At 38.3% G+C, this 23,076-nt stretch carries 18 protein-coding genes and 1 riboswitch; of the genes, 4 read left to right on the top strand and 14 right to left on the bottom strand.

What is annotated here, in order from left to right:
• Positions 1-136: 136 nt before the first annotated feature.
• The 7 genes from NZD88_RS10225 to NZD88_RS10195 form a co-directional block, all read right to left on the bottom strand.
• The gene (locus tag NZD88_RS10225) at positions 137-1,789 is read right to left on the bottom strand and encodes a heavy metal translocating P-type ATPase (protein WP_423738664.1); all 1,653 of its coding nucleotides are present in this window, start codon (positions 1,787-1,789) and stop codon (positions 137-139) included.
• Between the two features lie 356 nt (positions 1,790-2,145).
• Positions 2,146-2,565, bottom strand: coding sequence for a Fur family transcriptional regulator (locus NZD88_RS10220; protein ID WP_169233986.1), 420 nt, complete (start codon positions 2,563-2,565; stop codon positions 2,146-2,148).
• A gap of 15 nt (positions 2,566-2,580) precedes the next feature.
• On the bottom strand, positions 2,581-3,477 hold the full coding sequence (locus NZD88_RS10215) for a cation diffusion facilitator family transporter (protein WP_259829065.1): 897 nt from the start codon (positions 3,475-3,477) through the stop codon (positions 2,581-2,583).
• A gap of 22 nt (positions 3,478-3,499) precedes the next feature.
• A complete protein-coding gene (locus NZD88_RS10210; protein ID WP_259829064.1) occupies positions 3,500-4,381 on the bottom strand; it encodes a bestrophin family protein in 882 nt (293 codons plus the stop codon).
• Positions 4,382-4,511: 130 nt separating this feature from the next.
• The gene (locus NZD88_RS10205; RefSeq protein WP_259829063.1) at positions 4,512-5,774 is read right to left on the bottom strand and encodes an efflux RND transporter periplasmic adaptor subunit; all 1,263 of its coding nucleotides are present in this window, start codon (positions 5,772-5,774) and stop codon (positions 4,512-4,514) included.
• A gap of 1 nt (position 5,775) precedes the next feature.
• Positions 5,776-10,137 carry a CusA/CzcA family heavy metal efflux RND transporter gene (locus NZD88_RS10200; RefSeq protein WP_259829062.1) on the bottom strand — a complete coding sequence of 1,454 codons (4,362 nt, stop codon included), beginning with the start codon at positions 10,135-10,137 and terminating at the stop codon, positions 5,776-5,778.
• Between the two features lie 134 nt (positions 10,138-10,271).
• Positions 10,272-10,595, bottom strand: a complete 324-nt coding sequence (locus NZD88_RS10195; RefSeq protein WP_259829061.1) for a DUF6660 family protein — start codon at positions 10,593-10,595, stop codon at positions 10,272-10,274.
• 134 nt (positions 10,596-10,729) lie between these two features.
• Between NZD88_RS10195 and NZD88_RS10190 the strand changes: the two genes are divergently transcribed.
• The 3 genes from NZD88_RS10190 to NZD88_RS10180 all read left to right on the top strand — a co-directional run bounded on the left by NZD88_RS10190 (position 10,730) and on the right by NZD88_RS10180 (position 12,534).
• Entirely contained in the window at positions 10,730-11,203 is a 474-nt protein-coding gene (locus NZD88_RS10190) for a hypothetical protein (protein WP_259829060.1), read from the top strand.
• Between the two features lie 114 nt (positions 11,204-11,317).
• A complete protein-coding gene (locus NZD88_RS10185; RefSeq protein ID WP_259829059.1) occupies positions 11,318-11,866 on the top strand; it encodes a hypothetical protein in 549 nt (182 codons plus the stop codon).
• A 275-nt stretch (positions 11,867-12,141) separates the two neighbouring features.
• Complete coding sequence (locus NZD88_RS10180; RefSeq protein WP_259829058.1) at positions 12,142-12,534, top strand: hypothetical protein; 393 nt, start codon at positions 12,142-12,144, stop codon at positions 12,532-12,534.
• A 40-nt stretch (positions 12,535-12,574) separates the two neighbouring features.
• On the opposite strand, the gene NZD88_RS10175 is transcribed toward NZD88_RS10180, so the two are convergent.
• From NZD88_RS10175 to NZD88_RS10150, 6 genes are all read right to left on the bottom strand, one after another.
• Complete coding sequence (locus NZD88_RS10175; protein ID WP_259829057.1) at positions 12,575-14,068, bottom strand: RagB/SusD family nutrient uptake outer membrane protein; 1,494 nt, start codon at positions 14,066-14,068, stop codon at positions 12,575-12,577.
• Between the two features lie 19 nt (positions 14,069-14,087).
• Positions 14,088-17,021 (bottom strand): SusC/RagA family TonB-linked outer membrane protein, encoded by a 2,934-nt coding sequence (locus NZD88_RS10170; RefSeq protein ID WP_259829056.1) that lies wholly within the window; start codon positions 17,019-17,021, stop codon positions 14,088-14,090.
• An 83-nt stretch (positions 17,022-17,104) separates the two neighbouring features.
• Positions 17,105-17,202, bottom strand: a riboswitch (SAM riboswitch).
• A 587-nt stretch (positions 17,203-17,789) separates the two neighbouring features.
• Positions 17,790-18,014 (bottom strand): hypothetical protein, encoded by a 225-nt coding sequence (locus NZD88_RS10165; RefSeq protein WP_259829055.1) that lies wholly within the window; start codon positions 18,012-18,014, stop codon positions 17,790-17,792.
• Positions 18,011-18,445, bottom strand: coding sequence for a transposase (locus NZD88_RS10160; RefSeq protein ID WP_259829054.1), 435 nt, complete (start codon positions 18,443-18,445; stop codon positions 18,011-18,013). Before NZD88_RS10160 ends, NZD88_RS10165 begins: the two co-directional genes overlap by 4 nt.
• 112 nt (positions 18,446-18,557) lie before the next feature.
• Positions 18,558-19,805, bottom strand: a complete 1,248-nt coding sequence (locus NZD88_RS10155) for a hypothetical protein (protein ID WP_259829053.1) — start codon at positions 19,803-19,805, stop codon at positions 18,558-18,560.
• A 118-nt stretch (positions 19,806-19,923) separates the two neighbouring features.
• Entirely contained in the window at positions 19,924-20,508 is a 585-nt protein-coding gene (locus NZD88_RS10150) for a hypothetical protein (protein ID WP_259829052.1), read from the bottom strand.
• 417 nt (positions 20,509-20,925) lie between these two features.
• Here NZD88_RS10150 and NZD88_RS10145 point away from each other — a divergent pair, with 417 nt between their 5' ends.
• Positions 20,926-21,336 carry a type II 3-dehydroquinate dehydratase gene (locus tag NZD88_RS10145; RefSeq protein WP_259829051.1) on the top strand — a complete coding sequence of 137 codons (411 nt, stop codon included), beginning with the start codon at positions 20,926-20,928 and terminating at the stop codon, positions 21,334-21,336.
• A 105-nt stretch (positions 21,337-21,441) separates the two neighbouring features.
• Here the strand turns inward: NZD88_RS10145 and pckA are convergent, their stop codons facing one another.
• Positions 21,442-23,058: a phosphoenolpyruvate carboxykinase (ATP) gene (pckA, locus tag NZD88_RS10140; RefSeq protein WP_259829050.1), complete on the bottom strand. Its 1,617-nt coding sequence runs from the start codon at positions 23,056-23,058 to the stop codon at positions 21,442-21,444.
• Between the last annotated feature and the right edge of the window lie 18 nt (positions 23,059-23,076).

Here is a 23,076-nt window from a genome sequence, read left to right as displayed (position 1 = left end):
GCTCAAGGATTTTATCTCCGATAAAATTTTGGACTGCTAATAATTGTCGTTTTATCTTACAGCCTAAAACCTATTATTTGGCACCTGCTAACTGCAACCAAAAACCTACCATCTGCAACCTTACTGCTGCTACCTCTCAACTAAAATTCATTCTCTGGATCCTCACTGCATTTAAGATCGCCAGCATCGCTACTCCCACATCTGCAAATACGGCTTCCCACATTGTGGCTAAACCTCCAGCCCCGAGCGCCAGGACAACTGCTTTTACCGCAAAGGCAAGAACAATATTCTGCCAAACGATCTTTTTGGTTTGCTTACCTATATTGATGGCCATCGGAATTTTGCTTGGTTTATCATCCTGGATAACGACATCTGCGGTTTCAATCGTAGCATCGCTTCCGAGTCCGCCCATGGCAATTCCTACGTCGCTAAGCGCTACTACCGGAGCATCATTCACCCCATCGCCAACAAATGCTACAGTTTGATTTTTGGCTTTGATTTCTTTTACTTTATTGACTTTGTCTTCCGGTAAGAGATCTCCAAAAGCATTGTCGATACCCAGCTGATCTGCTACGTATTTGACAACAGTACTTTTATCACCGCTCAGCATGGTGGCTTTTACGCCCATTCTGTGCAGGTTGTCAACAGTTTCTTTGGCATCGCTTTTTATACTGTCTGCAATCGTTATGTATCCTGCAAACTTTTGATCATATGCTATGGCAATAAGCGTGTATACAATATTAGCATGATTGATGTCGTAGCTGATATTGAATTTATCCATCAGCTTAAAATTACCGACCAGCAATTCTTTTCCATTGACTGACGCTTTTAAGCCATGTCCTGCAATTTCTTCCACATTTTCCAGGGGAATAGAATGATCAATCTCTCCTGCATAATTATGGATTGCTGTAGCCACAGGATGTGTACTTTTGCTTTCCAGTACATTGACCAGTTTCAGGATCTCATCTTTATTGAATTCAGGATGAATGTTTACTTCCTGCACTTTGAATACGCCCTCCGTCATGGTTCCGGTTTTATCCATCACCACATTCTTGATCTCTGCGATACTGTCTAAGAAATTACTTCCTTTAAATAAGATCCCGTTTCTGCTTGCAGCTCCAATTCCTCCGAAATACCCCAGCGGAATGGAAATCACCAATGCACAAGGACATGAAATAACAAGGAAAATCAAGGCTCTGTACAACCAATCTCTGAACTGATAATCGTTCACAAAGAAATAAGGCAGAAGACAGATTCCTATAGCAAGAAATACAACAATCGGCGTGTACACTTTTGCAAATTTTCTGATGAATAATTCGGTCGGGGCTTTCTGCGCAGTAGCATTTTGCACCAGCTCCAGAATTTTACTCAGCTTGCTGTCTTCATAAGCGGTATTTACCTTTACAAGAGCGATGCTGTTCATATTGATCATTCCTGCAAGTACAACTTCTCCTTTTGTCTTCGTATCCGGTTTGCTTTCACCTGTGAGTGCAGCGGTATTGAATGAAGCTGATTCAGTCATCAGTTCACCATCAAGAGCCAGTTTTTCACCGGGTTTCAGCTGGATGATGTCTCCTATTTTAGTTTCTTTGGCTTTAATGGTTTTCGGTTGGCTTCCGTCAATAATCGTCACCTCATCAGGTCGCTGATCCAGCAAGGCTTTGATGTTTCCTTTGGCTCTTGAAACGGCCATTCCCTGGAATACTTCTCCTACGGAATAAAAAAGCATTACAGCAACACCTTCGGGATATTCCCCGATTGCAAATGCCCCTACTGTGGCAATTCCCATCAGGAAAAATTCAGAAAAGACATCTCCGTGAACGATACTTTCGTAGGCTTCCTTTAATACGGGAAATCCTACAGGAATATAGGCCACCAGATACCAGACCAAACGCAACCAACCTGTAAACCATTCCGTTTTTATATAATTGTCCAATGCTATTCCTATCAGCAACAGCAGGAAAGAGATGATGGCAGGAAGAAACATCTGAAAAGGTGTTTTGTCTCCTGTATCGTGAGAGTGATCATGCCCGTCTCCTTCGGAATGATCGTGTGTATGCTGTTCTTTCTTTTTGGGTTTTGTACTGCAACATTCTTCCATAAATACTATTTTGATGTAAAATTAAGGTTATACTCAATGCAATACTATTGCAAACTTTCAAGACAGTTTTCGCAGATTCCTTTGGCAAAAAGTCTTATCTCATCGATTCTGAAATTGGTTTGAACATTTTCCGGAAAGGAAATATCTTCCCGGCAGGTGGTCTGCTTGCATATTTTGCAGTAAAAATGCAGATGCCAGTCTTTGTGGGTTTTCTCATCGCAACCGTCATCGCATAATTTATATTTTGTAGTGGTATTTTCCTGTATGCTGTGGACAATTCCTTTCTCTTCAAAAGTTTTTAATGTACGGTAAATGGTGGTCCTATCTGCATTGTCAAAATGATTTTCCACTTCCGAAAGGGAAAGTGCCGCTTCCTGTGTACTCAAAAAATCATACACCAGAATTCGCATGCTAGTGGGCTTGGTATTTTTATCAATAAGCTTGTTTTCTATATCTTTTTTCATGTCTGCACTTAATTTTTAAAGATGTACTTCCTGTTCTTCATAACCTTCTTCTTCAATCTGAAAAGTGGTATGGCTGATCTTAAAATTCTCGGTTGTTACGTCCGTTAAGGTTTTCAACAATTGGTTTTGAGCCGTTCTGGTATCTCTGACGATGTGTGCACTCATCGCATTTACGCTTGATGTCAATGACCATACGTGAAGATCATGAACTTCTTTTACTCCCGGAACTTGTTCTAATGATTTTCGCAGCTCATGAATATCAACATCTTTGGGTGTTCCTTCCAATAGGACATTGACTGCTTCTTTTAACAAACGCCAGGTTCTCGGAAAGATCAAAAGGCCAATGGCTGCTGAGATAATTGGATCAGCGTAATACCAACCCGTTGTCAGCATGATAACTCCTGCAATCATTACTCCGATGGAAGTAAGCATATCGGAAAGCACTTCAAAATAAGCGCCTTTCATATTCAGGCTTCCTTCTGAATCTTTTCTGAGGATCATCATTCCGATAATATTCACAACAAGTCCTATTCCCGCTACAATCAGCATTGTTTTGCTCTGAACTGCCGGAGGATTCTGAAATCTTTGGTACGCTTCATACAATACATACAGGGAAATGCCGAGTAATACCACTGCATTGATTACTGCTGCTAATATCTCTGTCCGGTAATACCCGAATGTTTTAGAAGCATCTGCTTTTCGTTCTCCTATTTTGATGGCGATCAATGCCAAAAGCAACCCCGCAACATCGGTCAGCATATGTGCAGCATCAGCCATCAGGGCAAGACTTTGGGTTACAAGGCCGCCAATCACCTCAGCAATCATGTAGGTTCCGCTCAACAGCAGGACAAAAAGCAAATTTTTTTTATGTCTGCTGGCCGGGGAACCTTTCTTTATTTTTATTTCTTCCATGTTTTTCTGAAATTTTAGTTGATCACATTTCGTAATACAAAGAATTATCTTTTTTGACAGGAATATTCTGATCTCCTGTCATCTGTTTAATATTAATTTCAATGGTCTGCGCCAATGCTGTCACGGGCGTATCTACAGGTCCGTTTTCAAAAGGATCCTGCATGATGATTGATGTTTTTTCTATCGCAAGAAACATGACCGGAATAAGAAATGTGATGATAATTTCAACAGCCAGCTGTGCATCATCCAGTCCAAATGGAAGGATGGCTGCAAAAACATAGATTAAGGTATGCAACAAAATACTGTAAGACCTCGGAAAGACTGTATTCTTCAATCTTTCACATTTCCCCATACTATCGCAGAGCCTGGTGATGATGTCATTCAGCTGCATCTGTTGAAAGTCTGTTAACCCTTTTGAAGAAGCTATTTCTTTGAGCTGTTGGGAATGGGCATCCAGAATGGCATTCGGAATATTTGTGGCTTTGATCTGATGTTCATCCAGGTAGTTCTGAACTCTGTCTGAAAAAGGTTGTCTTCTTAAAGATTCTCCAAGTGTGTAGGTCCAGATGATCTGCCTTTCTGCAAATTCCTTTATGATTTTATCTTCTCCAACAGGGGAAAACTGTATCACCAGCCTCATTAGGGTTCTTGAATCATTCACTATTGCTCCCCAGACTGTTCTGGCTTCCCACCACCTTTCGTAAGACTGTGAAGTCCGGAACGCCAGCAGCAATGAGACTGCGGTTCCTAAGAGAGCAGGAATATTGAGTGGAAGTGAGATTTTCCGGAACCACGGAAGAAGGTCTAATAATCCTATGGACACAGCAAATATGCCCATATACAGAATCTGGGTTTTTATTTCATGGATGAAATACCAGATGGATATTTTTTTGTTTAACAGCATAACTGAACGATGTATTAGAATGTTTCTTGTATTCTGACTCTGAAAATGTACCGTAAACACCTCTAATTTAGGCATAAAAATCGGTAGTTATTCCGGTCTGTTCCTATAAATCAATTATCATTTCCTTATTTTAATGCTCATGCCCGCCGGAATTGGAAAGTTTAGCATTAACGAAAAAAGCTCCTTTCACTACAATTCTGGCATCAGCAGGAATTCCTTTTACAGGTGTAATTGCTGTATAGCCCATGTCTGATGTTCCTTTTATCACTTCTACCTTTTCAAAATTTAAGGTTTTTTGATGTTGGACAGGTTCTCCTTTTTCATTTTTGTGATCGTCTCCGGATTCTTCCTCTTCATGCTCCTCCGGTTTTTTGTCTGTACGGATAAAGACATAGTATTTTCCGTCTGCTTCCACGATGGCTTCGTTCGGAACGGCCGGAGTTGTATTTTTATCAAGGCTGACAATTCCGGTGATATTCATCCCGTCGATGAGGCCTGCTTTATTTCCGGTCACTGTGCCATGTACAGAAACGGTTTTACTTTCGTTTTCAAAAGAAGATCCTACACTGTACACCATGGCATCATATTCAGTTTCAGGGTTATTCGTCAACTTGAAATGCACGATCTGTCCTACTCTCATTTTAGGAAGATCTTTTTCAAAAACCTGCAGGTCAAGGTGGATAGAATTGTTATCAATAATCTCTGCCACAGGTGATGAAACATCTACATAGCTTCCGATCTGTGCGGAAATACTACTTACGGTTCCGCTAATGGGTGCTGTAATCACCAACCCTGATCTCATATTGGAATTATTTACTTTTCCCGGACTGATTCCCATCATCTGAAGCTGTCTCAGAAGGGAAGCTTTTTTCGTTCTCAAGGTTTTAAGCTCTGCATCTGAACTCTGCAGGTTTTTCTTTGCGCCTGCATCATTGTCAAAAAGCTCCCGTTGTCTTCTGTATTCCTGTTCTGCATAGATAATTCTACTGTTTGTGGTCAGATATTCTTCCTGCAGCTGGATAAATTCAGGATTGGCGATGGTTGCGATCACTTGTCCTTTTTTCACGATGCTTCCTACCTGTACGTTCAGGGTTTTGATCACTCCGCCATACAAAGAAGTGATGGTGGCTTTATTATTATTGGGAACTCTCAGAAGACCGTTGGCTTTAACGGTAGAAGTAAGTTCCTTCATTTCGATGGGACCTAAAGATATTCCAACGGACTTTATCTGTTCTTCAGTTAATGAAGCAATCGTCTGCGGTGCTTCTTCATGGCCAGCTTCCGCTTTTTCAGTTTTTACTTCGGGATTTTCTGCCTGCGTTTCTTTTTTTCCGCAGCTTATAAGTAAAAGTGCTGTGACGGTCAGAGATATGATATTGTGCTTTATTTTCATTTTATTTATTGATGATTGAATTAATGGTAACTACAGATTGGTTGACCTGCTGAATGGATTCTAAGTATTTTAACTGAATATTGGTGGCGGTCTGCAGGGCAAAAAGATATTCTACATAAGAGATTTCTCCTGTTTTGTACCCTAACTGAGCTGCTTTGACAATTTTTTCGGCGTTTGGAATGGCCTGACTTACATAATATTCATACTGCTGTATATCCTGCTGATATTGTGCAAAAGCATTTTCAAGCTGTGTCGAAAGCTGCTTCTTTCTCATCTTTGCATTGGTTTCGGCGGCCAGTTTTTCATATTCCAGAGACTGCATCTTTGCTTTTGTCGCCCCAAACGTCAAAGGAATGGCAACGCCTACAGAGAACGAATTGAAACGGTCGCCCCCATTATAGAATTTCTCCTGCCCGTTTTTGGTATGGAAACCAATCAGCGACTGGCTCGTCAGACCAAGACTGAATTCGGGAAGTCCCTGGGATTTCTCCACATTTTTATTCTTTTCAGCAATCTCCATTTCGTGATAGAAAGCTTTGACTGTAGGGTTATTGACTACAGAAGAACTGTCGAGAATATTTTCTGTTCTCAAAGGTTCGTAATCGCTTTTAAAAGGAACTTCAACATCTTCGGAAGTATTTAATAACGTCTTTAAATTTTTATAGGCATTGTTTAAATACACTTCATTCTGTTTCAACAGCAGGCTGATCTCCCCCTTTTGGGTTTCTGCTGTATTAATTTCAATCTTCTTTATATCTCCTGCTTTAAATCTTACGCTTGCAATTCGAATAAAATCCTCATACAGACTGTCGAGATCCTTCAGCTTGAATTTGTTGTACTGAAGGTATTCGATCTGATAATAATAACTCCTTACCTGTTTGGTCAGTTCGTTCGCAGAAACTTCTTTATCGATTTGCCTGCTTTTTATATTTTCAGTGATCAATTCTTTCCTTGCTTTGAACAGTGTCGGGAAAGGAATGGTTTGCGAAATGGCAAATGACTGATCGAATTTCGGACTGTTGTACTGCCCGAGTTGTGCTTCAAAATTTAATTTGGGGAGTTCTTTCGCTGTACCTTTCAAAGCTTCCGCCGATTTTATATTGAGATCTTTTGATTTTAAAACCAAATTATTTTCGGCTGCCATTTCTACGGCCTGATCCACAGAAATCTGTCTGGTCTGCGCTTTAAACGTCTGTCCGAACATCAGAAACCCAAGAACAATAACTGTTGTAATTGGCTTAATTTTATTCATTTTTCCTGAAATCTTTGAATTAAAAATAATATAAAGCATCGGCAGCACAAATAAGGTAAGGAATGTAGCGGTTACCAATCCTCCGATTACCACTGTGGCCAAAGGTTTCTGTACTTCGGCTCCAGCTCCTGTAGAAATTGCCATGGGCAGAAAGCCTAATGAAGCCACTGTCGCAGTCATCAGAACAGGTCTTAATCTGGTTTTTGTTCCTTCGTATACTCTTTTCAATACGTCCTTCTCGCCATCTTTTTCCAATTGGTTAAAAGTTCCAATCAAAACGATTCCATTAAGAACCGCAACCCCAAAAAGAGCAATGAACCCGATCCCAGCACTGATACTGAACGGCATATCTCTTAACAGGAGGGCAAACACACCTCCGATAGCACTCATCGGGATAGCTGTAAAGATCAATGCGGCCTGCTTAAATGAGTGGAAGGTGAAATAGAGCAGCATAAAGATGAGAAACAAGGAAACCGGAACTGCGATCATCAGACGCTTGCTGGCTTCCTGTAAATTTTCGAACTGTCCGCCATAGGTAAAATAATATCCGGAAGGTAGTTTGACCTGTTGATCCAGTTTGACCTGAATATCTTTCACTACGCTTTGTACATCACGGCCTTTTACATTAAAACCGATCACAATCCTTCTTTTTCCTTCTTCACGACTGATCTGTGCCGGTCCCAGTTTATAGCTGATATTGGCGACCTGGGAAAGCGGAATCTGCGCTCCTGTAGCTGTTGCAATCATTAAGTTATTCACATCATCGATATTCGTTCTGTGAAGGCTGTCGAGACGGACCACAAGATCGAAACGTCTTTCGTTTTCAAACACCTGTCCGGCTGCTTTTCCTGCAAAGGCTGTACTTACGGCATTGTTTACGTCTTCTATATTTAAGCCATAGTTAGCCATTCTTGTTCTGTCGTATTCTACATTGATTTGAGGAAGTCCGCTTATCCTTTCGATCTGAGGAGGCGTGGCTCCATCAACAGTCTGGATGATCTTCCCTACTTTATCGGCATAAATAGATAGTGAATCCAGATTTTCCCCGAAAATCTTAACGGCAACATCCTGTCTGATCCCCGTCATCAACTCATTGAAACGCATCTGGATCGGCTGGTTCTTTTCAAAAAACACACCGGGAATAGTTTCTAATTTCTCACTGATCTCATCGGCCAGCTCTGTATAAGATTTTTTTGATTTCCATTCTTTTTGTGGTTTTAAAACGACAATCAAATCTGTTGCTTCCGGAGGCATAGGATCGGTAGGAACCTCAGCGGAACCTGTTTTTCCGACAACCATTTTTACCTCATCAAACTGTTTGATAATTCTGGAAGCCTGCATAGAGGTTTCAATACTCTGGCTGAGTGAACTTCCCTGTGGCAGGATACAGTGGAATGCATAATCCCCTTCCTGCAACTGCGGAATAAATTCGCCACCCATATTTTTGAAAATAAAAGCACTGATGACAAATATGAAAATAGTGGCCGAAACAATGATATATTTTACTTTAACAGCTTTGTGCAGCATCGGCTGATAAATCTTCTGCAGGAAATTCATCATCTTATCTGAAAAGGTTTCTTTATGCGAAATGTTTTTAGACAAGAACAAGGCACTCATCATCGGAATATAGGTCAGGGAAAGAATCAATGCTCCCAAAATTGCAAATCCCACAGTCTTGGCCATTGGCGTAAACATTTTCCCTTCTACTCCTGCAAGGGTAAGGATCGGAATATAAACAATAAGGATAATAATTTCACCAAAAGCCGCACTGCTTCTGATCTTGGATGCAGAAAGGAAAACTTCTTCGTCCATTTCATTTTGGGTAAGGTTTCGTACAGATTTCCTCAGACCTAAATGATGTAAAGTGGCTTCCACAATAATTACGGCACCGTCTACAATTAATCCGAAATCTATTGCTCCAAGACTCATTAAATTGGCACTGACACCAAAAACATTCATCATTCCCAAAGCAAACAACAATGATAGCGGAATGGCTGAAGCTACAATAAGTCCTGCTCTAAGGTTGCCAAGGAAAACCACCAATACGAAAATAACGATAAGGGCACCTTCTATGAGGTTTTTCTCTACGGTATTGATTGCTCTTCCTACAAGATCTGTTCTGTCTAAGAAGGGCTCTATCACCACATCATCGGGAAGTGATTTCTGGATGGTTGGAATTTTAGCTTTAATACGGCTGACAACATCGTTACTGTTGGCTCCTTTCAGCATCATGACCACACCTCCTACAGCATCTACTTTTCCGTTGTAGGTCAATGCTCCGTAACGCACAGCGCTTCCAAGACGTACGTCTGCAACATCTTTTATAAAAATCGGAACGCTCCCGGTTTCATTTTTTACGGAGATATTTTTAATGTCTTCCAGCGAGGTTACAAATCCGATTCCACGTATAAAATAAGCATTCGGTTTCTTGTCTATGTATGCTCCACCGGTATTCTGGTTGTTTTTTTCTAAGGCTGTAAAAATATCGGTAATGCTTACGCCCATTGCTTTAAGGCGGTCCGGATTCACGCCTACTTCATATTGTTTCAATTCTCCTCCGAAGCTGTTGATTTCTGCAACACCGGGAGTTCCGTTCAGCTGTCTGCGTACGATCCAATCCTGCATGGTACGGAGTTCTTTAGCGGAATATTTCTTTTCGCTGCCTTTTTTCGGGTGGAGAATATACTGATAGACTTCACCGAGGCCCGTACTTACAGGTGCCAGTTCCGGCGTTCCCACTCCTTTGGGGATTTCTTCTACTGCCAGTTTCAGCTGTTCATTGATCAGCTGTCTGGCAAAATATACGTCTACATTCTCTTTGAAGACTACGGTGATTACGGAAAGTCCGAATCTTGAAATACTTCTGGTTTCCTGAATATCCGGAACATTGGCAATACTCTGCTCTATAGGAAAAGTAACCAGCTGTTCTACTTCCTGTCCTGCGAGTGTAGGACATGCGGTGATGATCTGCACCTGATTATTGGTAATATCAGGAACAGCATCTATGGGAAGTTTTGTAGCACTCCATACTCCCCAGATAATGAGAAGCAAGGTCATGATACCTACAACCACCTTGTTTTTGATACTGAATTTTATGATTTTATCTAACACGATCTGTATTTAATTTTTATTGGTAATAACTGCATAGGGCAATAATGCCGCTGCAAAAATATCACGAAGACCTCTGCAATGGTATTGCAAAGTTCAATAGATAGAAAGCCTAACTTTCTAATAATCAATAAAAATTAAATTTTAGGGGGCTGCCAGATATGATCGTACATCTGGTATGCGAAATTGTTTTTCTGAAAAAGAATTTTCTTTGAAAAGTAAGCCTGAACCTGGCTCGGAATTTCTAATAAAGGATCCATTTTGAAAGAAGATACCGTCATCTGACAGCAACTGCATGTACACAGCGGTGAGCAGACATCTCCTTTATCCTTTGAATGGGATTCCTTGATATTGAATGACAGTTTAACCTCTGTAGGTCCTACAGGACGGTGCACATCTTCGCAAGGCATCAGTGATAACGCCATGAAATAGAATGCTAGTATCCATCTTAACAGGTTCATATGGACAAAGGTAAAGTTTTTTTCTAAAACGGGAAGACTCTGTGAAGATTTAATATATTCCTGACATTGTAGTGTTTTTTGAAAGGAAGCTATATTTTCTTTATTTTTGGAGTAGGATCTGCCTGATACAGCTTATGAAAAAACTTTTTTTACTTTCTTTATTTTTAACTCTGTTCGCCTGTGTAGGTTCTGATACAGAATTTCTGCCCCAAACTGTTTCAGAATCTAAAAGTAAAAATCTCTTCATCAAGGAATACCAACCCACGGAAAATAAGGTGACCATCAATCAGGGAGAATGTGAAATTGTGGAAGCGTTTACTACTTTTAAGTTGAATTCAAAAAATGATCAGACGATCAATAAAAGTTTCTTTGCCTTCAGTGTAAGGATTAAAAACCTTAAAACAGGTGAGGCAGGCCTTGCCCTTGAAGACAGTGATCATAGTCAATTCCTTGATTTCTATTGTGATTTCTGCGGAGGCATTAACAATGATAATCTTGTGCTCTATTATGATGACATCAGTAAAAGAGAAAGCCTGGACAGCATAAAGATCGGTTTTAAAGACGGAAATAAAAGTGAGAAGGTTGTTTATTTTGTTCAGAAAAAATAAAAACTATCCTCGAGAAATTATGAAGACACTTGAAAACTACAAAAAATATAATCCGTAACAATTTAATACTTTAGAAATTAAAGATTTGCAACTTGATTTCAAGATAATCTTAGTATGATAGAATTCAAAACAGAAGTTAAAGAACTTCTTCCTTACGATAGAAAACAGTATATAGCATTAAAAAAATGGTATGGGGTTTCGTTTCAATTACCGGGTGTTTTTGAAGGAAAAGATATAGGTTTAATAGTATTTCTTGAAAATTATGTGGATTGGTTTAAGAATATCATATTAAATCTGGATAGTAGTTCTCCATGGATTGTTAACCACGATGATAAGGACTTAAAATGGTTACCTAATAACGATGATACTTTAAGTTCTCTACGAACCTTGTTTAAACAAAACAATATTCCATCTGCATTTACAGGGGCTTTAGTTTTTATGAAAGATGACTTGTTGAAATATTCAAAGGATTTAATTTCATATCCTTATGGTGTGTATGAAAAAAAAGAATCTCGATATAAAGATTTAGATATTTCACATAGTCAGCTCCAATTTGTTATAAAAATATCAGGGCATTTGAGTATAGATTTATTAAGCACAGATAAGGAATTATTAAAAAAAATTGTAAATTCTAATTCTTCAGGTAATTTTAATATAATATAATAGAATATAGAGGAACTAAACTATAGCAAGATTCATATCTTTGAAATAATATAAAAACGAAAAACATACAAACTACATCTACTAATACCTGAATATAAAATGTTTAAATCTTCATTGATAATAATTAAAACAACTAATAATAAACTCTAAGCCTGATGGCATATCTGTAAGCATAGGATTATACGCAGTACCAACTGGTGTGGATATTAATTTTAATAAAACCATGTCAGCCGATAGATTTACAAAACTTAAATCACTTTTTAATAAATAGAAAAATGAATTATTATATATTTTTTTTAACCCTGTTAGGTTGTATTCTTATCTTTAGTTGTAAAGATATTAATGAAAAAGGTATCCGCGATTTTAATAAATATTCATTTGATACAGCCATAGAAGGAGAAGGAAGTTTTAATATAGGTCACGTTTTTAATATTGATAAAAAAAAATATATAGAAAAAAACGACTACGATTTTATTTATTATACAAAAGACTTAACTGAAAGAGAGTTTTTAATTCCAGGAAGTTTAACAAATGACGAATTTCCAGTATATTGGAGGGAAGTGAATCTTCCTTTCAGAATAATTAAGAATTCAAACAGTGATACATTAATTATTATAAAAGAAAATAAAAAATTCATTTTTAAAAAAGTGAAAAATACTAGTCCATAAGTAAAAGGAAGTTACCTAGGTAACTTCCTTTTTAATTTACTTACAAATTCGGATTATTATCAATCTCCTTCTGAGGAATACTGAACAGATAATATCTACTGTTCGGTGCAAAAGCAGTTTGATCAGGAAAATTAAAGACCGAATGCCCTCTTCCGTTCACTGTTTTTACAGTTCCGTCAGGAGTGGTAATCTGTACTTTTATAGGCTGTCCGTTGGCATCAACAAATGGTTTTCTCACCACTGTTCCTTGCGTTCTGATAATATCTGAAAGTGAGAATCCTTCTCCGAAAAGCTCTTTTCTTCTTTCGATCAGTATTTCTTTTACTACATCATTCTGAGCAAGAGAACCTGTGTAAAGATTGGCATTCCTGGCCGTTTTCAACTGGTTTAAAACTGCCACAGCATTGGTAACATTTCCGTTTCTGGCTTCTGCCTCAGCTTCGATCAGATACATTTCTGCAGCTCTCATCAATACGATATCTGCGATAAGTCCTGTTTTAAATTTAAACTTGGAATACCTCAGTAAACCTTCCCTACCCGGCAGACCATCCCATTGAAACAACTGGTATCTGATATCATTCGTGTCAAACAGATCTTTGAAAAACGGATCTGCCATAAAACTGTAATAATAACTTCCTGAAGAAGATACATCAAGATAATGGAAGGCATAGCTCTCTCCAGACTGTTCTTGAGTCTGCCCATGTCCCCAGATCCATTCTCCATTGCTGATGTCATTGAATCCTTCTTTATATTTTTCAGGAGTCATCAACGGATAGCCTGCTTTGGCTATCTTTGCCGCCGCTGAAGCTTTGCTCCATTCTCCGGTATTCAGGTAAGTTCTTGCTAAAAGTCCGTTGACTACCGCTTTGTTGATCTTGTCCTTATTATTTCTTGTATAATTAGTCAAAAGGTTATCCGCTTCCGTCAAATCACTTTTAATCAATGTATAAATTTCTTCAAGACTTGCTTTTTTCTTTGGAACAGAACTGATGGTTGAGGGTTCCGTATAAATCGGAGCTGTAAGTGCCATTTTGTCTTTCAGATAACTGAACTGATAAAAGCTGGCCAGGTTCAGATAACAGAAAGCCCGTAATGCTTTAGCCTGTCCTTTTACCTGATCTTTTTTTGCCTGGCTTCCTTCTGTCTGGTCAATACGGGCAATCACATTATTCATATTATTAATGGTGGAATATAATGTAGACCATATAAACTGTGGACGCGAAAGCGTATTGTTAATCATTTCCGTAAAAGCGTAGGCAGATGGGAATCCATATTTATTAGTAAGAATAGCAGCATCACTTCCCATCGCATCACTCGTTCTCAAAACTGTTGAGTACCCGATATTTGCATAGGTGGGTCCATCATCATTAAATTTTGCCCATGCGCCATTGATTACCGTTTCTGCACTTTCCGCTGTTTTGAAAACCTCTTCGCCATTAGCCTGATCTGTAGGAGCCGTTTCCAGCTCATTTTCACAACTTGTTAGCGACCAGAGAGCAACAAGAGCAAAAGATATATATTTTAATTTTTTCATTGTTTCAAATTTTAAAGGTTTAAAGAGTCGCCTGAAGACCGAAAGTTATCGTTCTCATCGCAGGATATCTGTAATATGTAGTTCCATCCAGTGCCTGTTCCGGATCCATTCCTTTATGTTTGTAGAACGTCAGAAGATTTTCTGCCTGAACATAAATTCTAAACTTTTTCAGGCCCAGTTTTTCAAAATAATCTGAAGGAAGCGTATAGCCCAAACTCACATTTTTAAGTCTTGCATAGGTTCCGGAATATAAAAATCTTGAAGAAGAAGAATTCCAGTTGTTCGTTGTTGTACTTAATGCAGGAACATCCGTGTTCGGGTTTTCCGGAGTCCATCTGTTCAGCATTTCTGCACTCCAGGCACGTCCACCGGAACTTCCGTTAGACATCAAGGACGTATAATCTGTATCCAGGATTTTTCCTCCGATGCTGAACGTCAGTAATCCTGATACATCAAAGTTTTTGTAAGCAATACTTGTGGTAATCCCTCCGGTCACTTTAGGCAAGGCAGATCCCTGGAAAGTTCTTGTAGCTTTTGCATATTCGGAAGTGGTTCCGTCTATTGTATTTCCATTGGCATCCTGATAGATATATCTCCACAAAGGCTTTCCGTTGGAAGGATCTACGCCTTTCCATTCCTGAAGATAAAAATCATATATAGAACCTCCCACATCCAAACGCTTGGTTCCGGTTATAACGGCTCCTTTTGGCAGCTTTGTAATCTTATTGTTTAATGTGCTCAGATTCAGATCTACATTCCATTGGAAATTATCATTTTTGATAGGAGTTGTGAACAATGAAAACTCAAAACCTGTATTCTGTATCGTTCCAACATTAAAAGGGAAATCACTGATTCCTAAAGATGGAGCCACCGGCATATTAAACAAAAGATCCTGACTTTTTCTTTTAAAATATTCGATATTACCTTTCACCCTGTTATTCAGAATGGCAAACTCAAGACCTACGTTTAAATTGAGATTGGTTTCCCACTTAACATCATTCGTCTGTATTTTTTCAAGAACGGTTCCCGGCTCACCCAGATTATTGTAGAATTTGTATAGTTCCTGATAAGCATAATAAAGCGAAGATCCGTTTGGTCTCCGTAATTTATCATTTCCCTGACCACCATAACTTGCACGTAATGTAAGCTGATTGAAGATATTTAAATCCTTGATAAAATCTTCATTCGAGACTTTCCATGAACCTCCCACAGACCAGAATTTCCCCCATCTGTTATCGGCAAAGAACCTTGAAGAACCGTCTGCCCTTCCTGAAACTGATAAAAAGTAGGTATTGTTAAAATCATATTCTGCTCTTCCTAGGAAGCTCAACAGGGAAAACTTGTCACTGTTCCCACTGAAACTCCCCAATAAGGCTGCGGCATCAGGCTCATAATAGTAAGGCAAAGAAAACTGGCTTCTGGAACCTGAAATCGTCTGAAAATCATATTTATAAAATTCCTGACCTCCTAAAATATTGATATGATGCTTCCCGAATTTCTTGTCATACGTCAGAATATTACTGGTCGTATAAGAAAGTGTTCTGCTGTTTGATCTCGTTACAGAACCCCCGATTTCACTTCCTTCACCAATAAGCGGATTCGAGTAATAATGTCCGTTGTAATTCACTAAATCGACAGAAAAACTGGTCTTAAATTTCAGTTCGGGTAGGAAGGTAAATTCTAAAAATCCTTTTCCTGAGAAATTATCTTCTTTATTTTCATTTTTATCCAAAGGCAACGTTGCTGCTGCATTCTGATTTTGCAAAGCACTGGTAGGCCTGTACTTTCCGAAATCATAGATCCTGTTCCCTTCTGCATTCAGCTTGTAGCTTCCATCATCGTTTCTTTCGTAATACGGATAGAACGATGGAACTACTCTTGCAGCCTGAATAATATTGTCCTGTCTGGAATCTGAAGATGGCGGTGCGTTCTGGATACTGTTCGTATAGCTTAAATTCACGCCTGCATTCAACCATTTTTTAACTTCTGAATTGATTTTCAATCTCGTTCCAAATTTTTGAAAACCTGACTCGATGGCAATTCCCTTATCATCTAAGTAGCCCAATGAAAAGAAATAATTGCTTTTCTCACTGCCTCCGCTGATATCAAAATCTACCTGACTTCTGGAAGCCGTTCTTTGAAGAATATCCCGCCAGTCATCATTCCATAAAGGTTTTGCACCGGGAAGAAGTTTTCCGTCCGCCCCTACAGGTTTTGGATAAGCAGCGCCGTAAGGGTTGATTCCAAGGGCATTAACCAGGTTGTCACTTGCCATCTGCCCTGCCTGCTGAGAAGATATCTGAGGAGATTTGTAACCATTCCTCAATGCTTCCCAATACAGCTGAAAATACTGATCTGTACTGACTTGCTTATAATCTTTTACCGCTCTGCTGGAAAATCCCTGGCTGATATTAAAATTAACTCTTGATTCTCCTTTTTTGCCGGATTTCGTTGTAATAATGATGATTCCATTGGCTCCTCTTGAACCGTATAATGAACTTGCCGTAGCATCTTTCAAAACACTGATGGATTCTATATCATTAGGACTGATGGAATTAATGTTTCCGTCAAAAGGAATTCCGTCTACTACGTAAAGAGGATCACTTGAAGCGCTTATGGAACCTACACCTCTTATCCTGATGGAAGCCGTAGATCCCGGTTGCCCCGAAGCACTCACAGCCTGAACCCCTGCAACCTGCCCTTCAAGTGCTTTCGTAATATTGGTAACAGGTCTGTTATTGATCTTATCGCTGGAGATGGTGGCTATTGAACCTGTGTAGCTTGTTCTTTTCGCTTTACCATAAGCTATCACTACCACTTCATCGATTTCTTTTTCTTTGATCGTATCTTTTTTGGGCTTGACTTCCTGTGCGTGTACACTGATCATCCCCAGGAAAAATACAGCGACTGGTGGAAGCCAAATTTTAGAATTAATTAAACCTTTACTAATCATAATCAATTTTATTTATCATATATTAAAAATTAACCCTTTGCAGAAAAGTCAGCAAAGGGCATCGATAAATACGATTAACCAAATGCTTATTTTTCCTTTAAAGGCTGAATGTAACACCTTGCACAGGGGCAGGTTGTCAAGACTTCACAGGGTCAGTTCCCTCCATCTTTCTTTATAAGCCGATCGAAATAGGTCTGCAAAGCTAAAAACAATTAGTCTACAAAACAAGTAGACTTTAATTTTTTTTATGATAGATTTTCAAAAATTAACTTAAATACATTGTAAAAACCACAAAAATAGAGGCTTAAAACCATTATCGATTTCCTTACACATGATAAATATCAGTAAACACAATGGAGAAACTATACCATGAGATTTGATAATAAAAAAATGACGTCAATGACGTCATTTTTCAGATTACTCTGATTATTTTTTATAATTTTCAGCTAAATATTATCTTATTGCCATTACTTTATCTCTATTTTTTTCCATTTCGCTATTGAATTTCTGCTTAATTTAAACTCCTCAGCCACCTTTGTATTACTAAGCTTGTTTTTCTTTTGATATTCTAAAATCTCCATGATCGTCACCCTATCATAAGACCTCATTTTTTGATTAAATAATGAGGTCTCCAGATTTTCACAAGTGAAAATTATTTGATTCAGTTTAATGACATCCAATGTGGATAAAACTTCTTTCTGTAAAATGGAACTACAGGATTGATATTTTTCAGGATACTTTTTAAAAATAAGGTCGGAGTATATTTTTTTATAATTTGGACCTGAGCTTTCCATACATTCTTTTTATTTCTATTTTAAAAACTATTTCATTTTCGTAAAATATAAACATGACCGTTTTTCTCCAGAAGCTTCCCGTTTCCAAAACATATGTCCAAACATTGGATGGATAGAAGTTAAACTCCTGTCCCAGCAGCTTTACAACCTGGGCTTTATCTTGATTTAATAAATAATCAAATTCATATTTCTTCTTCATTCCATCTCATTATACTTACTCATCCATTTATACAGGGTGGTTTTGGGAATTCTATACTCTTCTATGACCTGAAATTTTGTTTTCTGTCCTGTATTAATTAATTCTAAAATAAAATCTACAACCTGTCTGGTATATACATTTTTCCTAAAATTAGGAGGAAAGGTTCCGGTGTTTGATGCTATATGATGGGAGTGGTTTTCAGGAGCAAATAATATAAGATGCTGACAATAAATTCTGAAAAAATCGTATTCGAGGAGTTTACACCACCTGAGAAGAACTTCTGTATCCAGATCTTTGCGGGCATACATTGCATTAATTTCTTCCTCAGTAGCTTTATGAAAACTGCAGATACGGATCATTGAAATTTCCATTTCCTCAACTCTTTCTCTTATGCATTCTCCAATATGAATATTTTTAAAATTAAATTTCATCAGATTCTCCTTCCTGTATTTTTTTAAGATATGATCTTACTTTTAATCTATTGAAAATAGGAAAGAAGAACTTTCCACAGTTCCCCTTTCCAATATTCAATGAATCATTCAATTAATATAATCTCTGAATGGATACGAAAACCTCCAATGTATTATCTAAAGTACTGGAATCATTAGTCGTATTCCCATTCCCTGCACTTGTAAAAGATTTATTATCTATACGCAATGCATAATAGACTCTATACCATTTGTTATCTGCAGTAGTAATGTCAAAAGTAACGGTCTCGTTTCTGCCATAGGTAAGATACACTCCGTCATCAAATTGTGCGTAATTATTGGGAAAGACTAATAAATTGGCACCATGAGAATCTCCTGTGTGGGTAGATACTTCTGAAACCCATACTTTTGCATTGGCAGCTGTAATATTATAAAGACGCGGATCAAAATTGGTATTGGACCCATTCGAATCAAATGCATTAGGCGAAGTGATGAAAGCATCCACTCTGAACGTATTATTAATGATCGGAAGATCGTTAAGAAACTGGCTTAAAAGAAACGACGTGGTCTTACGTGGAATTGAAGAATGATAATATACTAATTCTCCTGGGGCAATAACAGCTCCGGCTCCTACGGTAGCACTACAGGTCTGCCCTCCAATATCTAACGGGAAAGTAGTAAGTGTAGGACTTGAAGCGGTAGGCATTCCTGACACTGTATATGTAAGAATTCCTGATCCGACATTAAAATTTCCGGCAGCCAGCGTTGCGGTAAGCCCGTTGACAGGGCCAATAGCCTGCGCAGCATAAACACCTCCATTTCCTCCTGTATATGGCACACTCATGGTTCCTGTATATGGAGTACCTGCGGTATACGTCCCCGGAGAAAGCGTTACCCCGTTACAGGTAATAGTTCCTAAGGTTCCGGGCGCAAGAGAACCATTACTAAATGTTCTCCACTCTGTACCGTTCCAGAATACATAACCTACATAGCTAAGTCCTGCAGTTCCCAGATTATACACAAGCAGACCTGCCACCGGTGAAGGAATTGTAGCCTGATCAGTCTGAGAAGTCAATGCTACTTTCGGGCCCAGAAGTCCTTTTTTGCTTCCAATAGCAAGCCCGTCTACATTGACGTCCAGAATTGCAGATGCATTAGGTGCAATAGTTCCAATCCCTACACTGCCCACTGAAGTTACCGTAAAATCATTAGATCCTTGTGGAGCGGTTGGAGCTCCTGTTGCAGGATTGTCTTTCAGGCCATCTACGTGTAGAACTCCAAGAGGATTTGCAGTATTAATCCCAACTTGGGAATGCATAAATCCAAAAGCAATAGTTGCCAGTAGTAATATTATTTTTTTCATTTTTTGAATTGTTTTTTTTAGTTAGAAGAAAAAAGGTAAAAGCTTTGTTAGAAAAACTTTTACCCGGTATCATGATTGGTTTAGTTTTTATCCAAGTATGTTTTATGTGGTTCTGATTTTAAGCAACAGATAGAGGCGGAGGCCTGATATAACAATACCGGCCTGATACAAATATTCGTTTGGCGTTGCTGAAAGAATTAATCTTTATTCTTTCCGGAGAGATTTCTAAAAAAGAAGATAGGATAAGAAAGGGATCATCATATTTATACTGCCCGTTTGCTTTTGTAGCCTGAAGTTCACCAAGAAGCAAGGACTGATATTTTCCCTCATGATCTTTGACTGATATTTCTATCTTGTTTTCCCGGATCTTTTTACCATTTGACCGCTCCTTTAAACCATTTTCTTTTTTTACTATTTCCGGTTTTTGTGAAGACTGCTGAATGACGCGTTTATAAGATGCAGTGTCTTTTTTTATAATTTTAATTTGTGAATCAGACAGCGCTTCGGCTCCTGAAATAATGGTTCCATCAAGAATATATATTTCACCATTTTTCGTTTGCTTTTCAAAACTACGGCCGTCAAGTGAGTCATTTTCTTTTCCGGCATGTAAAAATGAAAACATTATAACCATTGCTCCCAAGAAAAATTTCTTTAGTGGAAACAACAAGATTACTTGACGCTTTTTAGGATCCGGAACAAACATTTTGCAAAATTACACCTGCTAATCAATCAAAAAAGAACAGATCAAATGAAAAACAAGAAAATGACTTAAGTTTTACACTAATCTGACAACCAATATTTTAAAACAATGATTTTCCATAAAACACTTAAATAACTCACTTTCCGGAATTAGAAATAATTTTTAAATATGAAAAGAGTAGAAACCGATATAACAACAAGGATTTTAACAAAGTTTCTACACGAGCTCCTCACGAGATTGAATCAGACCTTTATGTTCTAAATTTTAGAAAAGAATAATACATTAAAGAGAGTGAAAACAGATCAATGCTTGTGGAAGTATATAAGAAAATAACCATTTTAAAATAGATTGCCCATATATCTGAGGGGTAATCATAGGCAGGATGTATAGAAATTATTTATCTTTGAATAAATTTTTCACATGAGAATCCTTATCATTAACGGTCCAAATCTTAATTTACTGGGTACAAGAGAACCGGAAGTATACGGTACTGTTTCTATGACTGATTATTTGGACAAGCTGGAAGCTGAATTCTCAGAAGATGAGATCAGCTATTATCAGTCTAATATTGAAGGGGAAATCATCAACAGGCTTCAGGAAGATAATTTTGAAGCTCTGATCATTAATCCCGGAGCATACACCCATTATTCCTATGCTATTGCAGATTGTTTAAAAAACATCCGTAAACCAAAGATTGAAGTTCACATCAGTAATATTTATAAAAGAGAAGAATTTCGCCAGAAGTCTGTAACTGCAGCTAGCACAGATGCTGTATTATCCGGTTTTGGAATGGATGGGTACAGACTTGCTTTATTAAGTTTAAAAGCTTAATTCCATTTTCCACACATCCCACCAATTGACACAGATCTTATGTAATGAGATCATCTGAAGGTATAAAAAATAAAAAGCCTCATCGTTGATGAGGCTTTTGTTGTATTAGATAGTCTGTTGCTGAAGTTGAGGTCCTGAAGAAATTAATTTCTTCCCCTCTTCAGTATCACAGTACTGTTCAAAGTTTTTGATATATCTTGCAGCAAGATCTTTTGCTTTTTCTTCCCATTCTGCAGCGTTGCTGTATGTTTCTCTAGGATCCAGGATACCTTCAGAAACATTCGGAAGCTGTGTAGGAATTTCAAGATTCATGATTGGAACCTGAGTTTTAGGAGCATTTTCGATAGAACCATCAATGATGGAATCAATAATAGCTCTTGTATCTTTCAGAGAAATTCTCTTTCCTGTTCCGTTCCATCCTGTATTCACCAAATAAGCCTTAGCTCCGTGCTCTTTCATTTTCCCGATCAATGTTTTAGAATACATTGTAGGGTGAAGCGTAAGGAACGCTTCTCCGAAAGCAGGAGAGAAAGATGGTTCCGGTTCTGTGATTCCTCTTTCCGTACCGGCTAATTTAGACGTATATCCACAAAGGAAGTGGTATTGTGCCTGGTTTTCATCTAAGATAGAAACCGGAGGCAATACTCCGAATGCATCAGCAGAAAGATAAACGATCTTCTTAGCATGTCCCGCCTTAGAAGGAAGAACGATTTTATTGATATGGTAAATTGGGTAAGATACTCTTGTATTTTCAGTGATAGATCCGTCAGTATAGTCAGCAATTCCATTGTTCACTACTACATTTTCAAGAAGTGCATCTCTTTTGATAGCTCTGAAAATATCCGGTTCTTTTTCTTCAGAAAGGTCGATTACTTTAGCATAACACCCACCTTCATAGTTGAATACACCATTGTTATCCCAACCGTGCTCATCGTCACCAATCAGGAATCTTTTAGGATCTGCAGACAAAGTTGTTTTTCCTGTTCCTGAAAGACCGAAGAAAAGAGCTACATCCCCCTCTTCACCTACGTTTGCAGAGCAGTGCATAGAAGCCATTCCTTTCAATGGAAGATAGTAGTTCATCATCGCAAACATCCCTTTCTTCATTTCACCTCCATACCAGGTACCTCCGATGATTTGTATTTTCTGGGTAAGATTGAACATAATGAAGTTCTCAGAATTCAATTCCTGAGCTTCCCAGTTCGGGTTTGTTGTTTTAGAACCATTGATCACTGTGAAATCCGGCTCTCCGAAGTTTTCAAGCTCATAGTGAGACGGACGGATAAACATATTGGTAACGAAATGCGCCTGCCACGCCACTTCAACGATGAACCTTACTTTTAGCCTAGTATCTGTATTGGTGCCACAAAAAGCATCCACTACATAAATTTTCTTAGCTTCAGAAAGCTGGTTCAGCACTAATCCTTTACAAGCATCAAATGTTTCTGCTGTGGTAGGAAGATTTACTTTTCCATCCCAGAAAATTGTATCTCTTGTAACATCATCCTGAACTATATATCTGTCTTTAGGTGAACGACCTGTGAAAACTCCAGTTTTTACTGATACTGCACCAGATTCTGTAAGTTCAGCTTCCTCAAAGCCTTGATTTTCAGGAGATACTTCAGCCTGGTATAACTCTTCGTAAGACGGGTTATAGACGAGTTCGTAATTTCCTTTAATCCCTAACTTTTCTAAATCCTGGATGATTTTAGCGTGTTTCATTTTACTTATATTTTCTAT

It is taken from the genome of Chryseobacterium pyrolae (assembly GCF_025153485.1).
GTDB lineage: Bacteria > Bacteroidota > Bacteroidia > Flavobacteriales > Weeksellaceae > Chryseobacterium > Chryseobacterium antibioticum.
This window is presented reverse-complemented; position numbering and strand designations above follow the sequence as displayed.

What these genes read in the sequence shown, in the direction of transcription:
- NZD88_RS10185 (WP_259829059.1), top strand. Translation starts at nt 11,318, where the DNA reads ATGATAGAATTCAAAACAGAAGTTAAAGAACTTCTTCCTTACGATAGA.
- NZD88_RS10175 (WP_259829057.1), bottom strand. Translation starts at nt 14,068, where the DNA reads ATGAAAAAATTAAAATATATATCTTTTGCTCTTGTTGCTCTCTGGTCG.
- NZD88_RS10145 (WP_259829051.1), top strand. Translation starts at nt 20,926, where the DNA reads ATGAGAATCCTTATCATTAACGGTCCAAATCTTAATTTACTGGGTACA.
- NZD88_RS10160 (WP_259829054.1), bottom strand. Translation starts at nt 18,445, where the DNA reads ATGAAATTTAATTTTAAAAATATTCATATTGGAGAATGCATAAGAGAA.
- NZD88_RS10170 (WP_259829056.1), bottom strand. Translation starts at nt 17,021, where the DNA reads ATGATTAGTAAAGGTTTAATTAATTCTAAAATTTGGCTTCCACCAGTC.
- NZD88_RS10150 (WP_259829052.1), bottom strand. Translation starts at nt 20,508, where the DNA reads ATGTTTGTTCCGGATCCTAAAAAGCGTCAAGTAATCTTGTTGTTTCCA.
- NZD88_RS10220 (WP_169233986.1), bottom strand. Translation starts at nt 2,565, where the DNA reads ATGAAAAAAGATATAGAAAACAAGCTTATTGATAAAAATACCAAGCCC.
- NZD88_RS10190 (WP_259829060.1), top strand. Translation starts at nt 10,730, where the DNA reads ATGAAAAAACTTTTTTTACTTTCTTTATTTTTAACTCTGTTCGCCTGT.
- NZD88_RS10210 (WP_259829064.1), bottom strand. Translation starts at nt 4,381, where the DNA reads ATGCTGTTAAACAAAAAAATATCCATCTGGTATTTCATCCATGAAATA.
- NZD88_RS10215 (WP_259829065.1), bottom strand. Translation starts at nt 3,477, where the DNA reads ATGGAAGAAATAAAAATAAAGAAAGGTTCCCCGGCCAGCAGACATAAA.
- NZD88_RS10180 (WP_259829058.1), top strand. Translation starts at nt 12,142, where the DNA reads ATGAATTATTATATATTTTTTTTAACCCTGTTAGGTTGTATTCTTATC.
- NZD88_RS10205 (WP_259829063.1), bottom strand. Translation starts at nt 5,774, where the DNA reads ATGAAAATAAAGCACAATATCATATCTCTGACCGTCACAGCACTTTTA.
- NZD88_RS10165 (WP_259829055.1), bottom strand. Translation starts at nt 18,014, where the DNA reads ATGAAGAAGAAATATGAATTTGATTATTTATTAAATCAAGATAAAGCC.
- pckA (WP_259829050.1), bottom strand. Translation starts at nt 23,058, where the DNA reads ATGAAACACGCTAAAATCATCCAGGATTTAGAAAAGTTAGGGATTAAA.
- NZD88_RS10155 (WP_259829053.1), bottom strand. Translation starts at nt 19,805, where the DNA reads ATGAAAAAAATAATATTACTACTGGCAACTATTGCTTTTGGATTTATG.
- NZD88_RS10225 (WP_423738664.1), bottom strand. Translation starts at nt 1,789, where the DNA reads ATGGGAATTGCCACAGTAGGGGCATTTGCAATCGGGGAATATCCCGAA.
- NZD88_RS10195 (WP_259829061.1), bottom strand. Translation starts at nt 10,595, where the DNA reads ATGAACCTGTTAAGATGGATACTAGCATTCTATTTCATGGCGTTATCA.